Raw genomic sequence first — 21,278 nt, forward strand, 5'->3', positions numbered from 1 at the left:
CTAGGGCGGCTTTTTTATTGTCTAAATTATGTGCTTGTTTAGTAATTTGTAATTACTTGGTTAGCTGATCAGTCAAGATCGTTAGCAACTGTAAACCAGCCGGAGTATTTTCAGGCTTGCCATCGGCATCTTGAACATACACATTCGCAGAATTTTCACCGGTACTCTTAACCACAACTTGATATTTCTTCGCCTGTAGTTTTGAATCATCTTTGCTACTAAAGAGATTGCTAAAGAAGCCTTTCGAGTCGCCCACATCCTTCGCATTGACGTAGCGCACAAAATAAACGCCTGCAGAACGATTGCGATCTTCCACGGTAAAGTTCGATCGATCAAGCGCCAAGCCTACATCCCTCCAAGAGCGATCAAAACCAGCGCTGAGCTCAATATGGGCTTTATTGCCACCCTCTTCAATGAACTTCGCCTTAGGTGTCTTTGGCCCTAAAGGTGTTGCAACCATGGCTTTTGCCTGCTCTTGAGTCATGCCCAGACGTTCCATCAAGCGCGCCAAGAAAACAGCCTCAAGCTCAGGATCATTTGGACGTGGCGTCCAAATGGTTGAGAGACAGGCACCAGTTGAATCGGTTGTACATTTCTCAATAGCGCCGCGCTGAGTAATATAAATCTCGGTTTCACCGGGCTTAGTTACTTCTAGACGCGTCTTATATTTATCACGCTCGCCAGTGTCGTAAATAGAATCCCCAAACACACCAAGTACATTAGTACGAATCCAGTCTTGTGCAATCTTGGCTCGGTTCTCTGCCCAATCGGTTTCCATGATTCCAGTGGAAGGTGAATCTACTACCAATAAGAATCCATTTTCTTGCCAAAAATCTTTTACCTGTGGATACAGCTCTGCAGCAGGCTTCTCAACTACCAACCAGCGGCGCTCTCCATCTTTAGCAATACGCATACCCGGAATACCCGTCATGACATTGCTACGCATTTGTGCGGATTTCTTAACGGCAGCGTTGTACTCAGACATAGTTGCTGTGCCATCCTGAACAATGTAACGGCGATCCGCTTGGGCGGTGATCAAATCAGGAGGGTAAGACAAATTAGGCCCACGAACTGCTCCTGAACTCTTATAGTCAACAGTATCATTGCTGGTGACTGACTTACAGGAACTCAAGACCAATGCTACTGCAAGCATAGTCAAAATGGACGCCACTAAGCGCGACAAGGAAAACACATTCTTCATAGTAAATTGGCCTGTTTTAATGCCGCCTTCAAAGGCTCTCTTAATGCGTTACTTAGGGGGGTTAAAGGCAAACGAATGCCTGCGGTAATCTTGCCCATTTCATGAAGCGCCCATTTCACCGGAATTGGATTTGCTTCAGTGAACATGGCTTTATGAACAGCGATTAATTGATACTGAATTTCGCGGGTACGCTTCACATCATCGGACATAGCAGCCACGCAGAGTTCATGCATCAGGCGAGGCGCTACGTTTGCAGTAACGGAAATATTTCCTTTTCCACCCATCAACATCAACATAGCCGCAGTTAAATCATCGCCAGAAAATACAGAAAAATCACTGTGGCCAGCACGCTTGAGATCCGCAATCAATAAGGTTCCCCGCTCTAAGCTACCAGTTGCATCCTTAATGCCAATAATGCCTGGTACACCAGCCAAGCGAACCACGGTATCGCCAGCCAAGTCTGCTACGGTACGACCAGGAACGTTGTACAAAATCACTGGGAGATCAACAGACTCTGCAATTTTTTTAAAGTGGGCATACATACCCTCTTGAGTTGGCTTGTTGTAGTATGGAACCACTTGTAGGCTTGCATCTGCGCCCACTTTTTTCGCAAACTCAGTAAGCTCTATTGCTTCTGCAGTGGAATTGCCGCCCGTACCTGCAATCACTGGAATACGGCCAGCAATGTGCTCAACAGTCACACGAATTAACTCGCAATGCTCTTCAACAGAAACTGTAGGGGATTCGCCACTGGTGCCGACAATCACAATGCCATCAGTGCCTTCGGCCACATGCCAATCCAATAATGATTTAAGTGCACCAAAATCAAGACTGCCATCCTCAAACATCGGCGTCACGATGGCAGGCATGCTGCCAGAAATGGTCTTTTTGCTACCTTTGGATTGAGCTGTATTTGTCACCGAATGTACACCGATTTTTAGCTGTCTTAACCTTGAAATTGTAACGGAATGCGCGCTTTTTACCCTTCTTTTACAGCACAAAGGCGTTGAACCATGGCTGGTTTAGGCTCATCTTGGTAAATATCCTCGTAGGCAAGGACTTTCAGACCATGGCCTTGAGCTAAGTCCAGCAATTCCCCTGTTTTTAAAAGGAAATTTGGGTTGGAGGGTCTGCCAAATTGCTCGTTCCCCTGCGCAAAGGTTTCATAGATCAAAACCCCTTTTTTCTCCAACATTTCTGGCAGACGCTCTAAGTGGGGCCTATAGAGATAGTTTGTCACCACAATGCCACTAAATTTGCTCTCCGCCAAAGGCCAAACTTCCTCTTCTAAATTGAGTGCTTTTGAGCAAATCAAGGAGTTATTGCTTTTCTCAATTTGATGAATATCTTGATCAACAGCCAAAACCGCATAACCCATTTGGGCCAACAGAAAACTATGTCGCCCTCTTCCACAGGCTAAATCTAAAACGGTACCCGTTTTAGGAATCTGAGAAGCAAAACGCCTCACCCAAGGTGAAGCGCTCTCCATTGATACATGGGTGGTTGTCAAAATATATTCTTTAGTCGTATGCCAGCCCCATGGCTTCACGCACTTCCCTCATGGTTTCTTGTGCAACTTTGCGCGCCTTATCGCATCCATCAGCAATGATCGATCTAAGCAGGCTAGGATCATCCAAATACTTCTGGGCACGCTCAAACATTGGCTGTTGTTCTGCCAAAATCGCATCGATAACGGGCTGCTTGCATTCTAAGCAGCCAATGCCTGCAGACTTACATCCTTTGTCAACCCACTGCTTGGTTTCTTCGTTGGAATAAACCGTATGCAACTGCCATACCGGGCAACGGGCAGGATCACCTACGTCGGTTCTACGAACGCGCGCAGGATCAGTTGGCATAGTCCGAATCTTTTTAATCACATCTTCTGGTTGCTCGCGAACACTAATCGTATTGCCATAAGACTTAGACATTTTCTGGCCGTCAATGCCTGGCATACGGGATGCTGTTGTTAAGAGAGCCTGAGGTTCGGGAAGAATAATTTTCCGCGCGCCTTCCAAGAAACCAAAAAGTCTTTCACGATCGGCCATAGACAAACTTTGTGACTCTTGTAGCAACGCTTTTGCCTGCTCCAATGCCTCTTCATCGCCACGCTCTTGAAATGCAACGCGTAATTCTAAATACATTTTGGCGCGCTTACTACCTAACTTCTTAGTGGCTTCTAGCGCCTTTTCCTCAAAGCCAGGCTCACGACCATATAGATAGTTAAAGCGACGCGCTACTTCACGAGTCATTTCTACATGGGGAACCTGATCCTCACCCACTGGAACATGCTGCGCACGGTAAATTAAGATATCAGCCGCCTGAAGCAATGGATAGCCCAAGAATCCATATGTCTGCAGGTCTTTTTCTTTTAGTTTCTCTATTTGATCTTTATAGGTTGGAACGCGCTCTAACCAACCCAAGGGCGTGCCCATAGAGAGCAGTAAAAACAACTCGGCATGCTCAGGCACCTTGCTCTGAATAAACAAAGTCGCCTGATTAGGGTCAACACCTGCCGCCAACCAATCAATCACCATATCCCATACAGATTGCTCGATGACTTCTGGAGATTCATAATGAGTGGTTAAAGCGTGCCAATCTGCAACAAAGAAAAAACAAGGATATTCAGATTGCAAGCGCACCCAATTTTTTAATACGCCGTGGTAATGCCCAAGGTGTAAATTACCCGTAGGTCGCATACCAGAGAGAACACGTTCAGCAAACATTGTTTTTCTTATCTTTAATGTGAAATGAATTAATGAAACACTGACCAAACGGGGGTCAGATGATCAGGAAGATGTGGCAAAGTACCTAAGTCAATATGGCTTTCCCCTGGATCATGAAAGTCAGACCCTCGTGAGGCCAAGAAACCGTATTGTTGCGCAACTTTTCCGTAAGTGCTGTACTGGTCTGGGCTGTGACTACCGGTAATGACTTCAATCCCAAGTCCGCCAATATCCTTAAAGTGCTCGTACAGCTCGCTCATCTGCAGCGCGCTCAAATTATAGCGACCAGGATGGGCAATGACTGCCACACCACCTGCAGATTTAATCCACGCAACCGCATCATCCAAAGATGCCCACTGGTGTGGAACAAACCCTCGCTTATTTTCTACTAAGTATTTTTTAAATACCTCTTCAGTATCGCGACAAACCCCCTGCTCCACTAGATATCGTGCAAAGTGTGTTCTAGAGATCAGTTCAGAATTCCCAGCAAAATGCAAAGCGCCTTCGTATGCCCCGGGTATACCAGCTTTTAACAGTTGCTCTGCCATCAACTTAGCGCGTTCACCACGTCCACCTCTAGTGCGACGCAAGCCTTCAATAATGCCCAGATGGTTTGCATCAATTCCTAATCCGACAATATGAATGGTTTGACCCGCCCAAGTGACTGAAATTTCCACCCCAGATACGTAATCAATGTTGAGTGCTTTTGCAGCATCACGGGCACGCTCTTGCCCGCCCAATTCATCATGATCGGTAAGCGCCCATAAATGAACCCCATTTTGCTTCGCGCGCTCTGCCAACGCTTCTGGCGTGAGAGTGCCATCAGACACCACAGAATGGCAATGTAAGTCGGCGTTTAGGGTGGAAAAGCTGCTCATACTCCTATTTTAGGTCAAGCTTGTGTCAATGACACGGCGGGGAGCATCCAGGTAGTCACGAGACTGCATCTCAATCAAACGGGAGACGGTTCTAGAGAATTCGGCAGTAATTTGACCTTCTGTATATAAATCTGGTGCCGGCACCTCAGCAGACATAATCAACTTGATTTTATGATCGTATAAAACGTCAATTAACCAAATGAATCGACGGGCCTCATTGGTCATTTTCGGAGGCATATAAGGAACCCCAGACAAAATCACCGTATGAAATTGGTTGGCGATTTCCAAATAATCATTTTGCGATCGCGGGCCGCAACAGAGCGTCTGAAAATCAAACCACACCACACCGTCAGCCATATGCAATGGTCGTAATTCGCGAGACTCAATGTTCAAAACGGGATTGCGCGCTTCTTTTTGATTACCAATCAAGGTTTGAAACATTTTCCCCAAGGTAGCTTGAGTTTCTGCGTTGACCGGGGTCAGATAAGCTTCCACTTGCGCCATTTGTACGCGACGATAATCATTTCCCGCATCGACATTTAAAACATCGAGTTTTTCTTCTAGCAACTTAATTGCGGGAAGTAAACGATCTCGATGCAAGCCATTGGGATAGAGCTGGTCAGGACGGTAATTAGAGGTCATAACAAACTGCACTCGATCCATAAATAGAGCATTGAGTAATCGATACAGAATCATGGCATCAGCGATGTCATTGATATGAAACTCATCGAAGCAAATCAGGCGATAACGATTGGCAATTCGCTTGGAAAGCTCATCCAAGGGGTCCGCTAAGCCTGAAAGTTCATGCAACTCCCGATGCACTTCTCGCATGAATTCATGGAAATGTATGCGAATCTTTTTTTCTAATGGGGAAGCAGCATAAAAGCAGTCCATCAAGAATGACTTGCCGCGACCTACGCCACCCCAAAGATACAAACCCCTTGGCAGGGTTGGTTTAAATAATTTTTTCTTGAGATTGTTGCTGCGGATTTCCTTATAGGCAATCCACTCATCTTCACATTTTTGTAAACGCTCAACAGCATGAAGCTGCGCGGGATCACTTTGATACCCGCGCGTCTTTAACTCTTGCTGGTAATACTCAATGGTTTTCAATTACATGTTGAGTGCGCGTTGATCTGTCGCCAATGCTGCTTCGCGCACCACTTCCGATAAGCTTGGATGTGGATGACAGATACGTGCAATATCTTCAGCTGCCGCCTTGAATTCCATCGCAACCGCTGCTTCGGCAATTAAATCAGAAGCATTTGGGCCAATGATATGAACACCCAGGATTTCATCGGTCTTCGCATCAGCCAAAACCTTAACGAAACCATCAGAGCGACCCATACCCAATGCGCGACCGTTAGCCATAAATGGGAACTGGCCAGCCTTATATGCAACGCCAGCCTCTTTCAAAGCCTGCTCTGTTTTACCAACCCAAGCGATTTCTGGATCAGTGTAAATGACCCAAGGAATGCAGTTGTAATCAATGTGCGGCTTCTGACCAGCAATGACCTCAGCAGCCAATACGCCCTCATCTTCAGCTTTATGCGCCAACATTGGACCACGTACTACATCACCCACGGCGTATACGCCAGGTGCGGCAGTGGCACAAGTATGATCGTCAATTGGAATGAAGCCGCGCTCATCCACTTTGAGACCAATCTTGTCTAAACCCAAGTTGTCAGTATTTGGTACGCGGCCAACAGAAACGATCAAACGATCGCATTCCAATTTAGCTGCCTTACCAGCACTGTCGGTGTAATTAACGACTACACCTTTTTTATCCGCCTTCACATCGCCGATTTTCACACCCATATTGATGTTCAAACCCTGCTTGGTGAAAAGCTTTTGTGCTTCTTTAGCGATGCTGACATCACAAGCAGCCAAGAATGAAGGCAATGCTTCCAGCACAGTCACTTCAGAGCCGAGACGACGCCAAACAGAACCGAGCTCTAGACCGATAACACCAGCACCAATCACGCCCAATTTCTTAGGCACAGAATCAAACTTCAATGCGCCTTCGTTATCGCAAATCAATACGTTATCAACTGGTAATCCAGGCAAATGACGAGCTTTAGAACCAGTAGCGATAATCACGTTTTTAGCAGTTACCGTTGCCTTATCTTTACCATCAATCTTGACTTGATATCCGTCAGCGCCTTTGCCTTCAAATGAAGCATGGCCTTTTAACAAGGTAATTTTGTTCTTGCGGAATAGAAACTGGATACCGCCAGTCATCTTGGTAACGATATCATCTTTGCGAGAAACCATTTTTTTGGAATCAATGCTGACTGAAGCAACTTTGATTCCATGGTCTGCTGCGTGATGACCAATCTTCTCGAACTCTTCAGATGAGGCTAACAAAGCCTTTGAAGGAATACAACCAACGTTCAAGCAGGTTCCGCCTAAGCGTGGCTCACCTTTTGGATCATCATAGGCATTCGATTCAGCGCAGGCAACCTTGAAACCTAGTTGCGCCGCACGAATGGCGGCGATGTAGCCACCTGGGCCACCGCCAATTACGAGTACATCAAAAGCTTGGCTCATGATCTTCCCTTCTTACAAATCAAGAAGGAGACGTGAAGGATCTTCCAAAGCATCCTTCATGGCAACCAAGCCAAGCACCGCTTCGCGACCATCAATAATGCGGTGGTCATAAGATAAAGCGAGATAGTTAATTGGACGAACTACTACTTGTCCATTCTCAACCACTGCACGATCCTTGGTTGCATGGATACCCAAGATCGCAGACTGAGGAGGATTAATGATTGGCGTAGAGAGCATAGAGCCGAATACGCCACCGTTAGAGATGGAGAATGTGCCGCCGGTCAACTCTTCAATCGACAACTTACCTTCGCGTGCTTTCACGCCAAATTCAGCAATCTTCTTCTCGATATCAGCCAAATTCATTTGATCAACATCACGTAGGATAGGCACCACCAAACCACGCGGTGAGCTCACCGCGATACCAATATCAAAGTAACCGTGGTAAACAATGTCATTTCCATCAACAGACGCATTCAACAATGGGAATTTCTTCAATGCGTGAGTTGCTGCCTTAACGAAGAAAGACATGAAACCGAGTTTTACGCCATGAGTCTTCTCAAATTGATCTTTGTACTTATTGCGCAACGCAATCACTGGACCCATATTGACTTCATTGAATGTTGTCAAAATCGCGTTGTTTGCTTGAGACTCTAACAAGCGTTCTGCAATACGAGCACGCAAGCGGCTCATTGGAACTCGCTCTTCTGGACGATCACCCGTTGGAATTGGCGCGCTTGGTAATGCAGCAGACTTAGCGCCGCCAGCAGAAGCGTTTAACGCATCACCTTTAGTAATACGACCATCACGTCCTGAACCGGCTACCTGACCTGCATCCACATTCTTTTCAGCCAAAATCTTTGCGGCTGAAGGTGAGGCGGCAGCACCAGAAGCCTTAGCAGGAGCAGCAGCTTTTGCAGGTGCTGTGGCTGGGGCAGCTGCAGGAGCGGGAGCAGGCGCTGCAGCTACTGGGGCAGCTGATGCAACAGCGGTGCTATCGATCTTCGCAATTAACTGATCAGCCACTACAGTGCCGCCATCAGCAACTACGATTTCAGTTAACACACCAGCAGATGGTGCTGGCACTTCAAGAACCACTTTATCGGTTTCGATTTCAATCAAGATCTCGTCTTGACCTACCGCATCGCCGACCTTCTTTTTCCATTGCAACAATGTTGCTTCAGCAACTGACTCAGAGAGTTGTGGAACTTTAACTTCAAAAATAGCCATGATTAATCCTGTTTATCTATATGTGTATGAGTAATGAAGACGATTATTTCGTGATCACGTAACCTTTTAATTTGGCAAACGCCGCATTGAGAAGAGACTTCTGTTGTTCTTGGTGCAAATGGGCATATCCGCAAGCAGGAGAAGCAGATGCAGGACGTCCTGCATACGCCAACTTCATACCGTCAGACATGTTTTCCAAGATATTGTGCTGAACAAAGAACCATGCACCTTGATTTTGTGGCTCATCCTGACACCAAACAACTTCCTCTAGCTTTGGATATTTCTTCAACTCTGCAGCCAAAGCCTTGTGTGGGAATGGATACAACTGTTCAACACGAATAATGGCAACGTCAGTTGCTTTCTTTTCAGTGCGTTGCTTAACTAAGTCGTAATACACCTTGCCAGAGCAAGCAATCAAACGGGTCACTTGCTTAGCGTCAATTGTTTCATCACGCTCGCCAATTACCGTTTGGAATCCACCTTTAGTAAATTCTGAAAGTGGAGAAGCGGCATCTTTATTACGCAACAATGATTTTGGTGTGAACAAAATGAGTGGCTTGCGGAATTGACGGATCATTTGACGACGCAGCACGTGGAAAATTTGTGATGCGGTTGTCGGCTGAATCACCTGCATATTGGTATCGGCACATAACTGCATGAAGCGCTCCAAACGTGCAGATGAGTGCTCTGGACCTTGTCCTTCGTATCCATGTGGCAACATCATGACCAGGCCATTCGCACGGCCCCACTTCACTTCGCCAGAGGCGATGAACTGGTCAATCACAACCTGCGCACCGTTTGCAAAGTCGCCAAACTGGGCTTCCCAAATGGTTAAGGTATTTGGCTCTGCTGCTGCATAACCATATTCAAAACCAAGTACTGCTTCTTCGGAAAGAATGGAGTCAATCACCACAAATGGCGCTTGATCTTTAGTGACATGCTGCAAAGCTACATAGGTGCCGGTATCCCACTTCTCACGATTTTGATCATGAAGTACTGCATGGCGGTGGGTAAATGTGCCACGACCACTGTCCTCGCCCGATAGACGAATTGGATAACCACTAGCAACCAGCGAAGCAAACGCCATGTGCTCACCCATACCCCAGTCGATATTCGCTTCACCGCGACCCATCGCAGCACGATCGTTGTAGACCTTCGCTACCAATGGGTGCGCTTTAAATCCTTCTGGAATGGTAGAAATCTTTTCAGATAAGCGCTTCCACTCCGTTAATGGAATGGAGGTATCAGCTTCATCAGTCCACTTCTTGTTTAAGAATGGAGACCAATCCACCGCAAACTTACCTTTAAAGTTGCTGAGAACTGGATCAGATGTCTGCTTACCTTCATCCATCGCAGCACGGTACTCCTTAACCATCAAGTCACCAGTACCAGCAGGCAATACGCCTTGGGCCTCTAACTTGTCAGCATATAACTTACGAGTGCCAGGGTGGGCCGCAATAATTTTGTACATCAAAGGCTGCGTCATAGCGGGCGTATCTTGCTCGTTATGACCCAACTTACGGAAGCAAATAATGTCAATTGCTACATCTTTATGGAACTTAGTACGGAACTCTACCGCTAGCTTCGTTGCCAATACCACCGCCTCAGGATCATCGCCATTCACATGCAACACAGGGGCGTCGACAATCTTCATGATGTCCGTACAGTACAAACTAGAACGTAAATCGCGCGGATCAGATGTCGTAAAACCAATCTGGTTATTAATCACGATATGTACCGTGCCACCCGTGGAATAGCCACGAACCTCAGACATCGCCAAAGTTTCTTGCATCACACCTTGACCTGCAATCGCAGCGTCACCGTGAACCAATACAGGCATCACCTGCTCACCCAACATATCGCCACGACGCTCCATACGCGCACGGGCAGATCCCTCAACCACAGGATTAACGATTTCAAGGTGAGATGGGTTAAAAGCGAGTGATAAGTGAACTGGGCCACCTGGGGTAGAAATATCGCTAGAGAAACCTTGGTGATACTTCACATCGCCTGCCGGTAATGTTTCAGGGCCTTTGTGCTCGAATTCGGCGAACAAATCTTTAGGCATCTTGCCTAAGGTATTCACCAAAACGTTGAGACGACCACGGTGAGCCATACCAATGACGATTTCTTGCACGCCTTTGCTACCCGAATCACGGATGAGCTCATCCATACAGGCGATAAAGCTCTCACCACCTTCTAGTGAGAAACGCTTTTGACCTACGTATTTAGCCTGGAGGTAACGCTCTAGACCTTCTGAAGCAGTCAAGCGATCCAAAATCTGACGCTTTTCATCCACATTAAATCGTGGGGTTGAGCGAATGGACTCCAGCTTTTCTTGCCACCACTTCTTAATCTTTTGGTCAGCGATAAACATAAATTCGACACCAATCGTGCCGCAGTATGTTTCGCGCAATGCCTGCAGCAAATCGCGCAGAGTCATTTCATTTTTGCCGAAGAATGTATTGCTTGTATTGAAGACGATATCCATATCGCCATCAGTAAATCCGTAGAAGGCAGGATCAAGCTCAGGAATATCCTGGCGTTCCGTGCGCTTTAAAGGATCTAAGTTAGCCCAACGATTACCGACGTTACGATATGCGGCAATTAACTGTTGAACTGCAACGCGTTTACGTCCCAACTCGGAATCAGCCGAATCTGAAATCGTTCTAATCGGACCTTGTTTAGCGCGCTCAGCAAATGAGGCAACAATTGGTCCGTGAGCAATATCGGTTCGCGATGAACCATCGACCGCTGGAACTTGTTTCACATTATCGAAATAATCACGCCAATGATCCTCAACAGAGGCTGGGTCGTGTAGATAAGACTCGTAGAGTTCTTCTACGTAGGGGGCGTTTCCGCCGAAGAGATAGGATTTATCTCTTTGATCCTGCATCATGATGCTCACCTTTCATCGGGTTTCCCGAATAAAAACTGTGGTTATAACCATCCGTTACACGGCTGTACCGCTTCACGAATTGCTCTGTGCAAATACTGGTACTACGACAGTAATTTAACACGAGTGACCATAGGCATATAAAGGGCTTTCCCTGATTTCATGGGATTTGGGGGTATATCCCTATAAATCAAAATGAATAAGAAATTTCCTACCGCTCTTTCAATATTTACGGACAGATTCAAATGAAATTCATTTTTATTCTCTAAATCTTCAAGTGAATTAATGAGATTAAGGGGAAATATGAAAGCAATTACGCCTGAAATGGAATATCTAAGCACCAGACAAAGCGCCAAGGTTTTACAAGTTTCCTTAGGAACAGTCCAAAAAATGGTGGAATTAGGAGAATTAATCGCATGGAAGACTCGCGGGGGTCACCGGCGCATCCTTGCAAGCTCTTTAGAACAGCAACTACAGAGGCGTAAACGCGCTATGCGTCAAAAAAGTACTCAAAATTGCGTGGCCATGGGCATCTTTCGTCGTACCGAAAACAGCATTGCACTTATGCAGGCGATTCAAGATTGGCAGCTCAAGGTCGAAATGGAGGTAGCAGTAGATAGCCTAGAGGGCCTCATGAAGGCTGTGTCGATTGCGCCAGACCTAATTTTCTTGGACGCCCTGATACCCCCCGTTGAACAGGTTCATTTAATTCATTACCTAAGCAAAAACAAGGACACACAGCGTATTCCTATACTAGTAGATGAAGGATTTATCAAACTGCACCCAGGGGTGGTCACCCTAGCCGATGAGAACGCTGGGGCCCGATCCCGCATTACAGAGGGGCTTAAGGAAGAGCTAGAAGACGGCTTAATTGACCTTAATCCGCTCATCATAGGATATCCCGCCACCGATCCCGAGATGGATGCAGCACTCAACCCTGATAATCGCCACGAATTACTAGAACCCCTTTTTCTGGAGGCATTGTCACGAAAGTGTATTTAGGAGGATCAATAAAAAAGGCCACTTTGGTGGCCTTTTTAAATAAATCAATTAAATCAGTATATTAGATCAGGTAATTACTACGATCTCTACCCTCAATCCATTTTGGAGCCTTACCGCGGCCTGTCCATGTTTCACCAGTGGATGGATTACGGTATTTTGGCGCTACTTTGCCACCAGCGCTTTTACCGCCAGCTTTGCGACTAAATAAGTCAGAAGCGGATAAGCCATATTGCTCAATAATGAGCTTTGCTTTAGCAATTCCGTCCGCTTTTTCACGGGCAATTGCCTCTTTAATCTGCTTATCTAATTGCTCACGTTGAGCCAATAGTTCTTTGTAAGAAGACATTGATGGGTTTCTCCAGATAATAAGTTATAGAAATACATATTAATTCGATATTTCAACTAAATATTATATATAGAAACACGATTATGGGTAAATATCCTCAAAATTAGCTTATTAACCTATATTTATCATGGGTTTATGTTTATCAATAATAATAAAATAAACATAATCATTCTAAATAATATTATTAATTAAACCATTAGTCGGCCCAATTAACGTCTTAAAACAAAAGTGCCGCTGGCCTTTGCAGTAATTTCCCCGGCCTCATTAAAAGCAACGGCCTCGCAATAATTAATCGATTTACCGGCTTTTAGAAGCTTTCCTTCAACCACGATCTTGCCCAAACTGGGACGTAAAAAGCTCGTTGTCATATCGATAGTAATTGCACCGAGCTGATGATTCGACGCGGTACGGGCCGCAGCCCCCATTGCAAAATCTAGAAGAGTCATAATCACCCCGCCCTGCGCTACATGAAAGCTATTAGTGTGCTCAGGTTGCACAACATAACTAATGCGAACTATGCCATTTTCCGAGGATATTGGTACCACTCCAAGATGATCCAAGAATGGAATATCCAAACCAAAAAAGGTGGTTCGTTGATGTTTTTGAGTATTGGGGTCAGATGTAGTCATACTGTTTAGATTAACGCAATACGTTGATGGTCGGGGCGAGAGGATTTGAACCTCCGACCACTTGCACCCCATGCAAGTACGCTACCAGGCTGCGCTACGCCCCGACGAAAGACAAAATTGTATCAGTAACTACTTGGATAGAATTTGCAAGACTGCAAGCAACTCATCACGCAAACGTAGCTCTCCACGCGCTTCCTCGAGACGATTTCTGGCGCCACTGATCGTAAATCCTTCTTCATAAAGTAAGGCTCGAATTTTACGAATCAATACTACTTCGTGATGTTGATAGTAACGGCGATTACCGCGGCGTTTTTGAGGGCTTAATTGAGAAAACTCCTGCTCCCAATAACGCAACACATGAGAGCGAACGCCACAAAGATCGGCTACCTCACCAATCGTGAAATAGCGTTTAGCTGGGATGGGAGGAAGTTGAGAGCTCGGTAGCGCCGAGCTAGCATCAAACTCGGTTTTCTCGAGCATGTGACTCCACTACATCTTTGAGCTTTTGACTTGCATGAAATGTCACTACACGTCTAGCAGCGATTGGAATCATTTGACCTGTCTTTGGATTTCGGCCGGGACGAGCCGATTTATTGCGCAACTGAAAATTACCAAAACCTGAGATCTTCACTTCCGTGCCAGACTCGAGCGATTGACCAATGCGATCAAAAAACGCATCGATCATATCTTTCGCTTCACGCTTATTCAGACCTACTTGATCAAAGAGCGCTTCAGATAGCTCATTTTTGGTTACGGTATCGTTAGAATTTAGTTCGCTCATCGTCGGATTCTTTTCTGAAGTGTCTCTGTTTTTTCTTTAATGTTTTGTAATACTAAACCTAGCGCAGACGAGCCGCACACTTTTTCTCAACGGCACCTAATAAGGCGCTCATTACAGCATCAATTTGAGCGTCTTGCAAAGTTTCCGCAGGATTTAACAGGGTTACCCGAAACGCCAAACTCTTTTCATCATCTGCCATACTGCTAGAACCCGCTTTTGGCTTAAACTCATCAAAAAGCTCAATAGCACGTACAAAATTCTGTTTACTTGATGTCATTGCATCTAATAGAGATTGGGCAGAAACCGCTTGTTTCACCACTAAAGCTAAATCACGTTGAACTGCAGGAAATTTACTTAATTCCTCAGGTACGGGCAAACCTAGATTGCGAATCGGCTCTAAATCTAACTCAAACATCACTGGAGCCAGGGGTAACTCGTAGGCCTGTTGCAAACCAGGATGCAGTTCACCAATCCATCCCACATCAATTCGACTCTTGGGGGTTACCAAGAAAACCTTCGCACTGCGGCCAGGATGTAATGCAGGGTGCTGCGCTGCTTCGGTAACTATGTGCAAAGGATCAAGAATGCGCTCAAGGTCACCCTTGACATCAAAGAAATCAACAGCTCTTGTTGCATTCGCCCATTGCTCTGGCACAAATGTACCGTAAGCAATACCACCCACTTTTTGTGGCTGCGTAAAACCAGCAACTTTGCCAGCTTCTTCTTGAACTTTGGGATCTCGTTTGAATACTCGCCCGGTTTCGAATAAGCGTACTCGCCCTATTCCACGGTTTAAGTTTGATTTAAGGTTAGACAGCAAACCACCCCACAAGGTGCTGCGCATCACGCCATACTGATTGGCAATTGGATTGAGAACTGCAATCACATCTTTGTCAGTGGCGCCTGTTAAACGCTGCTCACTCTCTAAATCAGTAAATCCAAAATTAACTGCCTCTTGATAACCCTGAAGCGCCAAACGTTGACGCAATAAATGGATACCTCGCTTAGCCTCAACCTTGGCGTTCATCTTGAGTGATGCAACAGGAGGCTGATCAGGAATATTTTCAAAGCCATACATACGTGCGACTTCTTCAATCAAATCTTCTTCAATTTCGATGTCAAAACGATAGCTTGGAGGCGTAACAATAAATACATCGCCATCTTGTTTGAATTCAAAACCAAGACGCTTAAACACATCCAAGACGATGTCATTAGTCAGTGGAATCCCAATCACTTTTTCAGCTCTAGCCAAACGCATTTTGACCTGTTTGCGCTCTGGCACATTCAAAATCTGATCATCTACTGGACCAGCTTGACCACCGCACACTTCCAGAATTAATGCCGATAGATATTCGAGACATTGAACAGTATTCTGCGGATCAACACCACGTTCAAAGCGATGTGCAGCGTCAGTGCTGAAGTTAAAACGGCGAGCGCGCCCTTGAATAGCAGATGGCAACCAGTAAGCTGCTTCAACATAAATGTTCTTAGTGTCATCGCTGACTGCGCAATGATTGCCGCCCATGACCCCTGCTAGGGCAACGGGGCCTTTTTGATCTGCTACCACTCCAGCTTCCTGAAGCTTGCCTGCAGAGTCAGGACCCTGCAAAGTAACTGTTTGTTCATTCAAAAGCTCAAGCTTCTCATCCGCCTTAGCCCAGCGAACGGAAATATCACCTTCAAGCTTATCGATATCAAATACATGGGTTGGCTGACCCATTTCAAGCATGACATAGTTTGATAAATCAACCAAAGCGGAAATGCTTCTTTGTCCAGCGCGGGCTAAACGCTTCACAATCCAATCAGGCGTTTTAGCCTGAGGATTCACACCTCGAATCACACGCCCTGCAAATCGACCGCAAAGCTCTTTATTTTCAACAGTAACTTTGCGCTTTTCATCAATTGCGACAACCGGTGCATTCCATTTCGGGGTGCATAGTGCAGCCCCTGTAATTGCAGATACTTCTCTAGCGACACCAATTAAAGAAAGGCAGTCTGCTTTATTCGGGGTCAATTTAATGACAAAGATTTGATCATCTAGGTCAAGAAACTTGCGAATATCCTCACCCACCGGAGCATCGGCTGGCAATTCCAAAATACCTTCATGATCATCGCCAAGGCCCAGCTCACGACCTGAGCACAACATTCCTTGGCTTTCTACACCGCGTAGCTTGCCAACTTTAATCACAAAAGGTTTACCACCCGCTTCTGCTGGGGGCAACTCAGCCCCTACCATGGCACATGGAATCTTGATGCCAGCACGAGCATTGGGTGCGCCGCAAACAATTTGCAACTCTTGGCCTGTACCCGCATCGACTTTGCAAACACGTAAACGATCCGCATCAGGATGTTGCTCAGCAGACAAAATTTGCGCAACGACGACTTTAGTAAAGGCTGGCGCTACAGAGTGTTGCTCTTCCACCTCAAGACCTGCCATTGTTAAAGCATGGCTCAACGCATCACTATCAAGCGATGGGTTTACATATTGACGTAGCCAGGATTCTGAAAATTGCATAGCGCTTTCTAATAATGATTTTGTTATGCAGGGAACTGCGCTAAGAAACGCAGATCATTTTCAAAGAAGAGGCGCAAGTCATCTACGCCATAACGCAACATCGTTAAGCGCTCAAGACCCGATCCAAAAGCAAAGCCGGTGTATCGCTCTGGGTCAATACCCATATTGCGCAACACATTCGGGTGTACTTGCCCAGCTCCAGAGATTTCTAACCAACGACCAGCCAACTTACCGCTACCAAAAGCCATATCGATTTCAGCAGATGGTTCAGTGAAGGGAAAATACGATGGACGGAAACGTACTTGCAACTCATTCGTTTCAAAGAAGGTTCTCAAGAAATCGGTGTAGACCCCTTTGAGATCAGCAAATGAAACGCTTTCGGCAATCCACAAACCCTCCACCTGATGAAACATCGGTGAATGGGTTGCATCACTATCCACGCGATATGTTCTACCGGGTGCAATGACCTTAATTGGAGGCATGACATCTGCATTTGCAAATTTCTTCACATGCTCACTGGCATAACGAACCTGAATCGGACTCGTGTGGGTACGCAACAGCAAAGGTTTTCCTAAGGAATCTTTGCCGTCAATATAAAAGGTATCCTGCATTGAACGAGCAGGATGATTCTCCGGGCTATTGAGTGCCGTGAAATTAAACCAATCAGTTTCAATTTCAGGGCCATCAGCCACATCAAAACCAATGGAGCGAAAGATTTCTTCTACGCGCTCCCAAGTACGCATTACAGGATGCAAACTACCAACCACTTGACCGCGCCCTGGCAAGGACACATCAATAGATTCAGCAGCGAGACGCTGTTGCAATACGGCATCAGCCAAAGCTTGGCGACGCTCTTGTAATGCAGTCTCTACTTGAGTTTTGATTTGATTAATTTGGGCGCCAGCACTCTTGCGCTCCTCAGGCGACATTCCACCAAGCGCTTTTAAACGCTCAGTGAGAACACCTGATTTACCGAGATACCTGGCTTTCGCGTCCTCAAGAGCCGCCGAATCGGCAGCTCCAGAGAAATCACGTTTGGCATCCTCGACAATTTGGTCGAGAGAAACCATTGCAGCTTAGTTCGCTTAGAAACTAAGAATTAAGCTGCAGCGTTTACTACGGATTTGATCCGTGTAACCAAAGCAGCGAAAGCTGCTTTGTCAGCAATGGCCATATCAGAAAGTACTTTGCGGTCGAGCTCGATCGCAGCCTTCTTCATACCATTCATGAATACGCTATAGGTCATATTGTGCTCACGCACTGCCGCATTGATACGGGCAATCCACAAAGCACGGAATACACGTTTCTTATTACGACGGTCACGATAAGCATATTGACCAGCACGCATAACCGCTTGCTTAGCAATACGGAATACGTTTTTACGACGACCGCGGTAACCTGTTGCGGCATCGGTAATTTTCTTATGACGGGCTCTTGCAGTAACCCCACGTTTGACTCTTGGCATTGAATTCTCCTAATCTAGTCTGAGGTTAAGCGTAAGGAAGCATAGAGCGAATTGACTTAACATCAGATTTCGCAACTTCTGTGGAACCACGTAAATGACGCTTGTTCTTAGTGGTCTTCTTGGTGAGGATGTGGCGTTTGAAAGCCTGACCTCGTTTGATGGTTCCGCCTGCGCGAACCGTGAAGCGCTTTTTAGCGCTACTCTTGCTCTTCATCTTGGGCATAAAGCACCCCTTCTTCTACTTGTGCAACATAGGTGGTAACCGACGGTTACTCTTCCTGTACCCAGAAGCACTTCTCTACTGCCAGCATCTTCAGTAATTTACTGAGGATGCCTCCCTACATAAGAACTAGATTCCTTACGAACCCAGTTACTTAGCCTTACGGACGGGGGCCAATACCATCACCATCTGGCGGCCTTCCATCTTTGGAAACTGCTCAACTTGGCCATACTCTTGTAAGTCCAACTTCAAACGTTCCAACATTCTTGCTCCGATTTCTTGGTGAGCCATTTCTCGACCACGAAACCGCAAGGTAATTTTTGTCTTATCGCCATCTTCTAAAAAGCGGATTAGATTGCGTAGTTTCACACCATAGTCACCATCATCAGTACCAGGACGGAATTTCACTTCCTTTACCTGAATCACTTTTTGCTTCAGCTTTGCTTCATGCTGACGCTTGGCTTCTTGGTATTTGAATTTGCCAAAGTCCATGATGCGGACTACAGGTGGAACAGCTGTAGGAGCAATTTCAACCAAATCGGTATCTTTCTCTTCTGCTGCAGCCAGGGCTTCACTCAACTTAACTACACCGATGGGTTCACCATCGATTCCAATCAAACGCACTTCAGGAGCAGTAATTTCCCGATTAATGCGCTGCAATTTTTCAGTAGCGATCTTCTTAATTCCTTTAAAAATTCAATAACAAACCGTACAAATATCCACCTGAGCCCTAGCTAGGCTCGGGTCCGACTTTCTGGGAAATATCCTGCTGGAGTCGGGCAACGAAGGCATCAATAGGCATTACACCCAAATCCACTCCGCCACGGGCACGAACGGCCACCGAATTACTTTCTGATTCCCTATCCCCTACAACAAGCAAAAATGGGATCTTCTGTAATGCGTGCTCGCGTATTTTATACGTAATTTTCTCGTTCCGCAAATCCGCTTCGACTCTAAACCCTTGTTTTTTCAGGATTTGCTGGACTTGTTGTGCATATGCAGCAGAATTTCCTGAGATATTAAGGACTACAGCCTGAGTCGGAGCCAGCCAAACTGGCATATTTCCAGCGTGGTTTTCGATCAAAATGCCGATAAAACGCTCTAAAGAGCCCACAATTGCTCTATGCAGCATCACTGGAGTCTTACGGCTATTGTCCTCAGCCACGTATTCCGCCCCTAAACGAGCTGGCATTGAGAAATCCACCTGAATGGTGCCGCACTGCCAAGTACGGCCAATAGAGTCCTTAAGGTGATATTCGATCTTGGGGCCATAAAAAGCCCCTTCTCCAGGCAATTCTTCCCATTCCTGACCGGACGCCTTCAGAGCCCCACGTAATGCTTCTTCAGCTTTATCCCAAATAGCATCATCACCCACTCGCTTAGCTGGACGAAGGGCTAATTTGACAGCAACCTCGGTAAAGCCAAAATCTTGATAAACAGCGCGTACCGCTTTATCAAAATCAGCCACCTCAGACTGAATCTGATCTTCAGTACAAAAAATATGTCCGTCATCTTGAGTAAAACCGCGTACACGCATCAAACCATGCAAGGCGCCTGAAGGTTCATTACGGTGGCACTGACCAAACTCACCGAAGCGCAATGGCAACTCACGATAGCTATGCAAACCAGAGTTATAAATTTGCACATGACCCGGACAGTTCATCGGCTTTAATGCATACGCACGATTTTCCGACTCTGTCGTAAACATGTTTTCTTTGTAGTTTTCCCAGTGGCCAGATTTCTCCCAAAGCGCGCGATCCAGAATTTGGGGGGCCTTCACTTCTTGATAACCCTCTTGCTGATACACGCGACGCATGTATTGCTCTACCTCTTGCCAGATTGACCAACCTTTTGGATGCCAGAAAATTAAACCCGGTGCCTCTTCCTGGAAATGAAATAAATCTAATTGCTTACCTAGCCGGCGATGATCACGCTTTTCAGACTCTTCAAGCATATGCAAATAAGCATCTTGATCTTCTTTGCGTAACCAAGCTGTACCGTAAATACGTTGCAGCATCTCATTCTTGCTATCGCCACGCCAATAGGCGCCAGCAAGCTTCATGAGCTTAAATACTTTTAATTTGCCTGTTGAAGGCACGTGCGGCCCACGGCATAAATCAGTGAACTTACCTTCCGCATACAGTGAGACATCTTCTCCCTGTGGAATGCTCGCAATAATTTCTGCTTTGTAATGCTCGCCTTGATCTTTGAAGAATTTCACTGCTTCGTCACGAGGTAAAACACTGCGCACTACTGGATCGTCTTTTTTGGCCAGCTCAAGCATCTTCTTTTCCAGAGCAACTAGATCGTCTGGCGTGAATGGGCGGTGATACGAGAAGTCATAGTAAAAACCATTCTCGACAACAGGACCAATCGTTACTTGCGCTTCGGGAAATAATTCTTTAACAGCGTATGCCAGTAAGTGTGCAGTTGAATGACGCACTATCTCCAAAGCTTCTGGACTTTTGTCTGTAATGATGGCGAGCTGAGCATCTTTATCAATTACAAAACTGGTATCCACCATCTTGCCATCAACGATGCCGCCCAAAGCGGCTTTTGCTAGACCACTTCCAATGCTTTGTGCCAAATCCGCAACGCGAACTGGGGCCTCAAACTCTCGTTTTGATCCATCTGGCAGAGTAACTACTGGCATGACAACTCCATCTTCTTAACTGAACTCCAGTTTCACTACAAAGACCTAAAAAGAAAGCGCGGGAGCTTGTGGGCAACCGCGCATCTTGGGTCATTATTCGTTGGTAGGCTCGATTGGACTCGAACCAACGACCCCCACCATGTCAAGGTGGTGCTCTAACCAGCTGAGCTACGAGCCTATACAGCCCTAGAG

The 21,278-nt window shown here is 46.1% G+C and carries 20 protein-coding genes and 2 tRNA genes; 1 reads left to right on the top strand and 21 read right to left on the bottom strand.

Going from position 1 to position 21,278, the window contains the following annotated elements; genetic code table 11:
• Nucleotides 1-52: 52 nt before the first annotated feature.
• The 9 genes from bamC to IC571_RS05835 form a co-directional block, all read right to left on the bottom strand.
• Nucleotides 53-1,201 (bottom strand): outer membrane protein assembly factor BamC, encoded by a 1,149-nt coding sequence (gene bamC, locus IC571_RS05795; RefSeq protein ID WP_215315400.1) that lies wholly within the window; start codon nt 1,199-1,201, stop codon nt 53-55.
• Entirely contained in the window at nt 1,198-2,070 is an 873-nt protein-coding gene (gene dapA, locus IC571_RS05800) for a 4-hydroxy-tetrahydrodipicolinate synthase (protein WP_215317833.1), read from the bottom strand. Before dapA ends, bamC begins: the two co-directional genes overlap by 4 nt.
• Nucleotides 2,071-2,180: 110 nt before the next feature.
• A complete protein-coding gene (locus tag IC571_RS05805; protein WP_371742882.1) occupies nt 2,181-2,750 on the bottom strand; it encodes a class I SAM-dependent methyltransferase in 570 nt (189 codons plus the stop codon).
• Nucleotides 2,722-3,924: a tryptophan--tRNA ligase gene (locus IC571_RS05810; protein WP_215315401.1), complete on the bottom strand. Its 1,203-nt coding sequence runs from the start codon at nt 3,922-3,924 to the stop codon at nt 2,722-2,724. Before IC571_RS05810 ends, IC571_RS05805 begins: the two co-directional genes overlap by 29 nt.
• Before the next feature lie 29 nt (nt 3,925-3,953).
• Nucleotides 3,954-4,802 (bottom strand): 3',5'-nucleoside bisphosphate phosphatase, encoded by an 849-nt coding sequence (locus tag IC571_RS05815; RefSeq protein WP_215315402.1) that lies wholly within the window; start codon nt 4,800-4,802, stop codon nt 3,954-3,956.
• A 9-nt stretch (nt 4,803-4,811) separates the two neighbouring features.
• Nucleotides 4,812-5,915, bottom strand: a complete 1,104-nt coding sequence (gene zapE / locus IC571_RS05820; RefSeq protein WP_215315403.1) for a cell division protein ZapE — start codon at nt 5,913-5,915, stop codon at nt 4,812-4,814.
• The gene (gene lpdA, locus IC571_RS05825; RefSeq protein WP_215315404.1) at nt 5,916-7,352 is read right to left on the bottom strand and encodes a dihydrolipoyl dehydrogenase; all 1,437 of its coding nucleotides are present in this window, start codon (nt 7,350-7,352) and stop codon (nt 5,916-5,918) included.
• Nucleotides 7,353-7,364: 12 nt separating this feature from the next.
• Entirely contained in the window at nt 7,365-8,579 is a 1,215-nt protein-coding gene (gene odhB, locus IC571_RS05830) for a 2-oxoglutarate dehydrogenase complex dihydrolipoyllysine-residue succinyltransferase (RefSeq protein ID WP_215315405.1), read from the bottom strand.
• Nucleotides 8,580-8,622: 43 nt separating this feature from the next.
• A complete protein-coding gene (locus IC571_RS05835; RefSeq protein ID WP_215315406.1) occupies nt 8,623-11,478 on the bottom strand; it encodes a 2-oxoglutarate dehydrogenase E1 component in 2,856 nt (951 codons plus the stop codon).
• Nucleotides 11,479-11,778: 300 nt separating this feature from the next.
• On the opposite strand from IC571_RS05835, the gene IC571_RS05840 reads away from it, so the two are divergent.
• Complete coding sequence (locus IC571_RS05840; RefSeq protein WP_215315407.1) at nt 11,779-12,477, top strand: excisionase family DNA-binding protein; 699 nt, start codon at nt 11,779-11,781, stop codon at nt 12,475-12,477.
• Between the two features lie 61 nt (nt 12,478-12,538).
• On the opposite strand, the gene IC571_RS05845 is transcribed toward IC571_RS05840, so the two are convergent.
• The 12 genes from IC571_RS05845 to IC571_RS05900 form a co-directional block, all read right to left on the bottom strand.
• Nucleotides 12,539-12,823 carry an H-NS family nucleoid-associated regulatory protein gene (locus IC571_RS05845; RefSeq protein WP_173955829.1) on the bottom strand — a complete coding sequence of 95 codons (285 nt, stop codon included), beginning with the start codon at nt 12,821-12,823 and terminating at the stop codon, nt 12,539-12,541.
• A 209-nt stretch (nt 12,824-13,032) separates the two neighbouring features.
• On the bottom strand, nt 13,033-13,452 hold the full coding sequence (locus tag IC571_RS05850; protein WP_215315408.1) for a PaaI family thioesterase: 420 nt from the start codon (nt 13,450-13,452) through the stop codon (nt 13,033-13,035).
• Between the two features lie 27 nt (nt 13,453-13,479).
• Nucleotides 13,480-13,556: transfer RNA gene (locus IC571_RS05855), tRNA-Pro, on the bottom strand.
• Between the two features lie 25 nt (nt 13,557-13,581).
• On the bottom strand, nt 13,582-13,932 hold the full coding sequence (locus tag IC571_RS05860) for a MerR family transcriptional regulator (RefSeq protein ID WP_215315409.1): 351 nt from the start codon (nt 13,930-13,932) through the stop codon (nt 13,582-13,584).
• On the bottom strand, nt 13,910-14,233 hold the full coding sequence (locus IC571_RS05865; RefSeq protein WP_215315410.1) for an integration host factor subunit alpha: 324 nt from the start codon (nt 14,231-14,233) through the stop codon (nt 13,910-13,912). The genes IC571_RS05860 and IC571_RS05865 overlap by 23 nt, the downstream gene beginning before the upstream one ends.
• A gap of 58 nt (nt 14,234-14,291) precedes the next feature.
• Nucleotides 14,292-16,748, bottom strand: a complete 2,457-nt coding sequence (pheT, locus tag IC571_RS05870; RefSeq protein WP_215315412.1) for a phenylalanine--tRNA ligase subunit beta — start codon at nt 16,746-16,748, stop codon at nt 14,292-14,294.
• Between the two features lie 23 nt (nt 16,749-16,771).
• Nucleotides 16,772-17,818: a phenylalanine--tRNA ligase subunit alpha gene (gene pheS / locus IC571_RS05875; RefSeq protein ID WP_215315413.1), complete on the bottom strand. Its 1,047-nt coding sequence runs from the start codon at nt 17,816-17,818 to the stop codon at nt 16,772-16,774.
• Between the two features lie 29 nt (nt 17,819-17,847).
• Nucleotides 17,848-18,213 (bottom strand): 50S ribosomal protein L20, encoded by a 366-nt coding sequence (gene rplT / locus IC571_RS05880; RefSeq protein WP_068948443.1) that lies wholly within the window; start codon nt 18,211-18,213, stop codon nt 17,848-17,850.
• Nucleotides 18,214-18,238: 25 nt separating this feature from the next.
• A complete protein-coding gene (gene rpmI, locus IC571_RS05885; RefSeq protein WP_114691330.1) occupies nt 18,239-18,436 on the bottom strand; it encodes a 50S ribosomal protein L35 in 198 nt (65 codons plus the stop codon).
• A gap of 147 nt (nt 18,437-18,583) precedes the next feature.
• Entirely contained in the window at nt 18,584-19,108 is a 525-nt protein-coding gene (gene infC, locus IC571_RS05890; RefSeq protein WP_173956728.1) for a translation initiation factor IF-3, read from the bottom strand.
• Between the two features lie 55 nt (nt 19,109-19,163).
• Nucleotides 19,164-21,086 (bottom strand): threonine--tRNA ligase, encoded by a 1,923-nt coding sequence (thrS, locus tag IC571_RS05895; protein WP_215315415.1) that lies wholly within the window; start codon nt 21,084-21,086, stop codon nt 19,164-19,166.
• Nucleotides 21,087-21,187: 101 nt separating this feature from the next.
• Nucleotides 21,188-21,264 (bottom strand) — tRNA-Val (locus IC571_RS05900).
• Between the last annotated feature and the right edge of the window lie 14 nt (nt 21,265-21,278).

The sequence above is a fragment of the Polynucleobacter sp. MWH-UH2A genome (assembly GCF_018687195.1).
GTDB lineage: Bacteria > Pseudomonadota > Gammaproteobacteria > Burkholderiales > Burkholderiaceae > Polynucleobacter.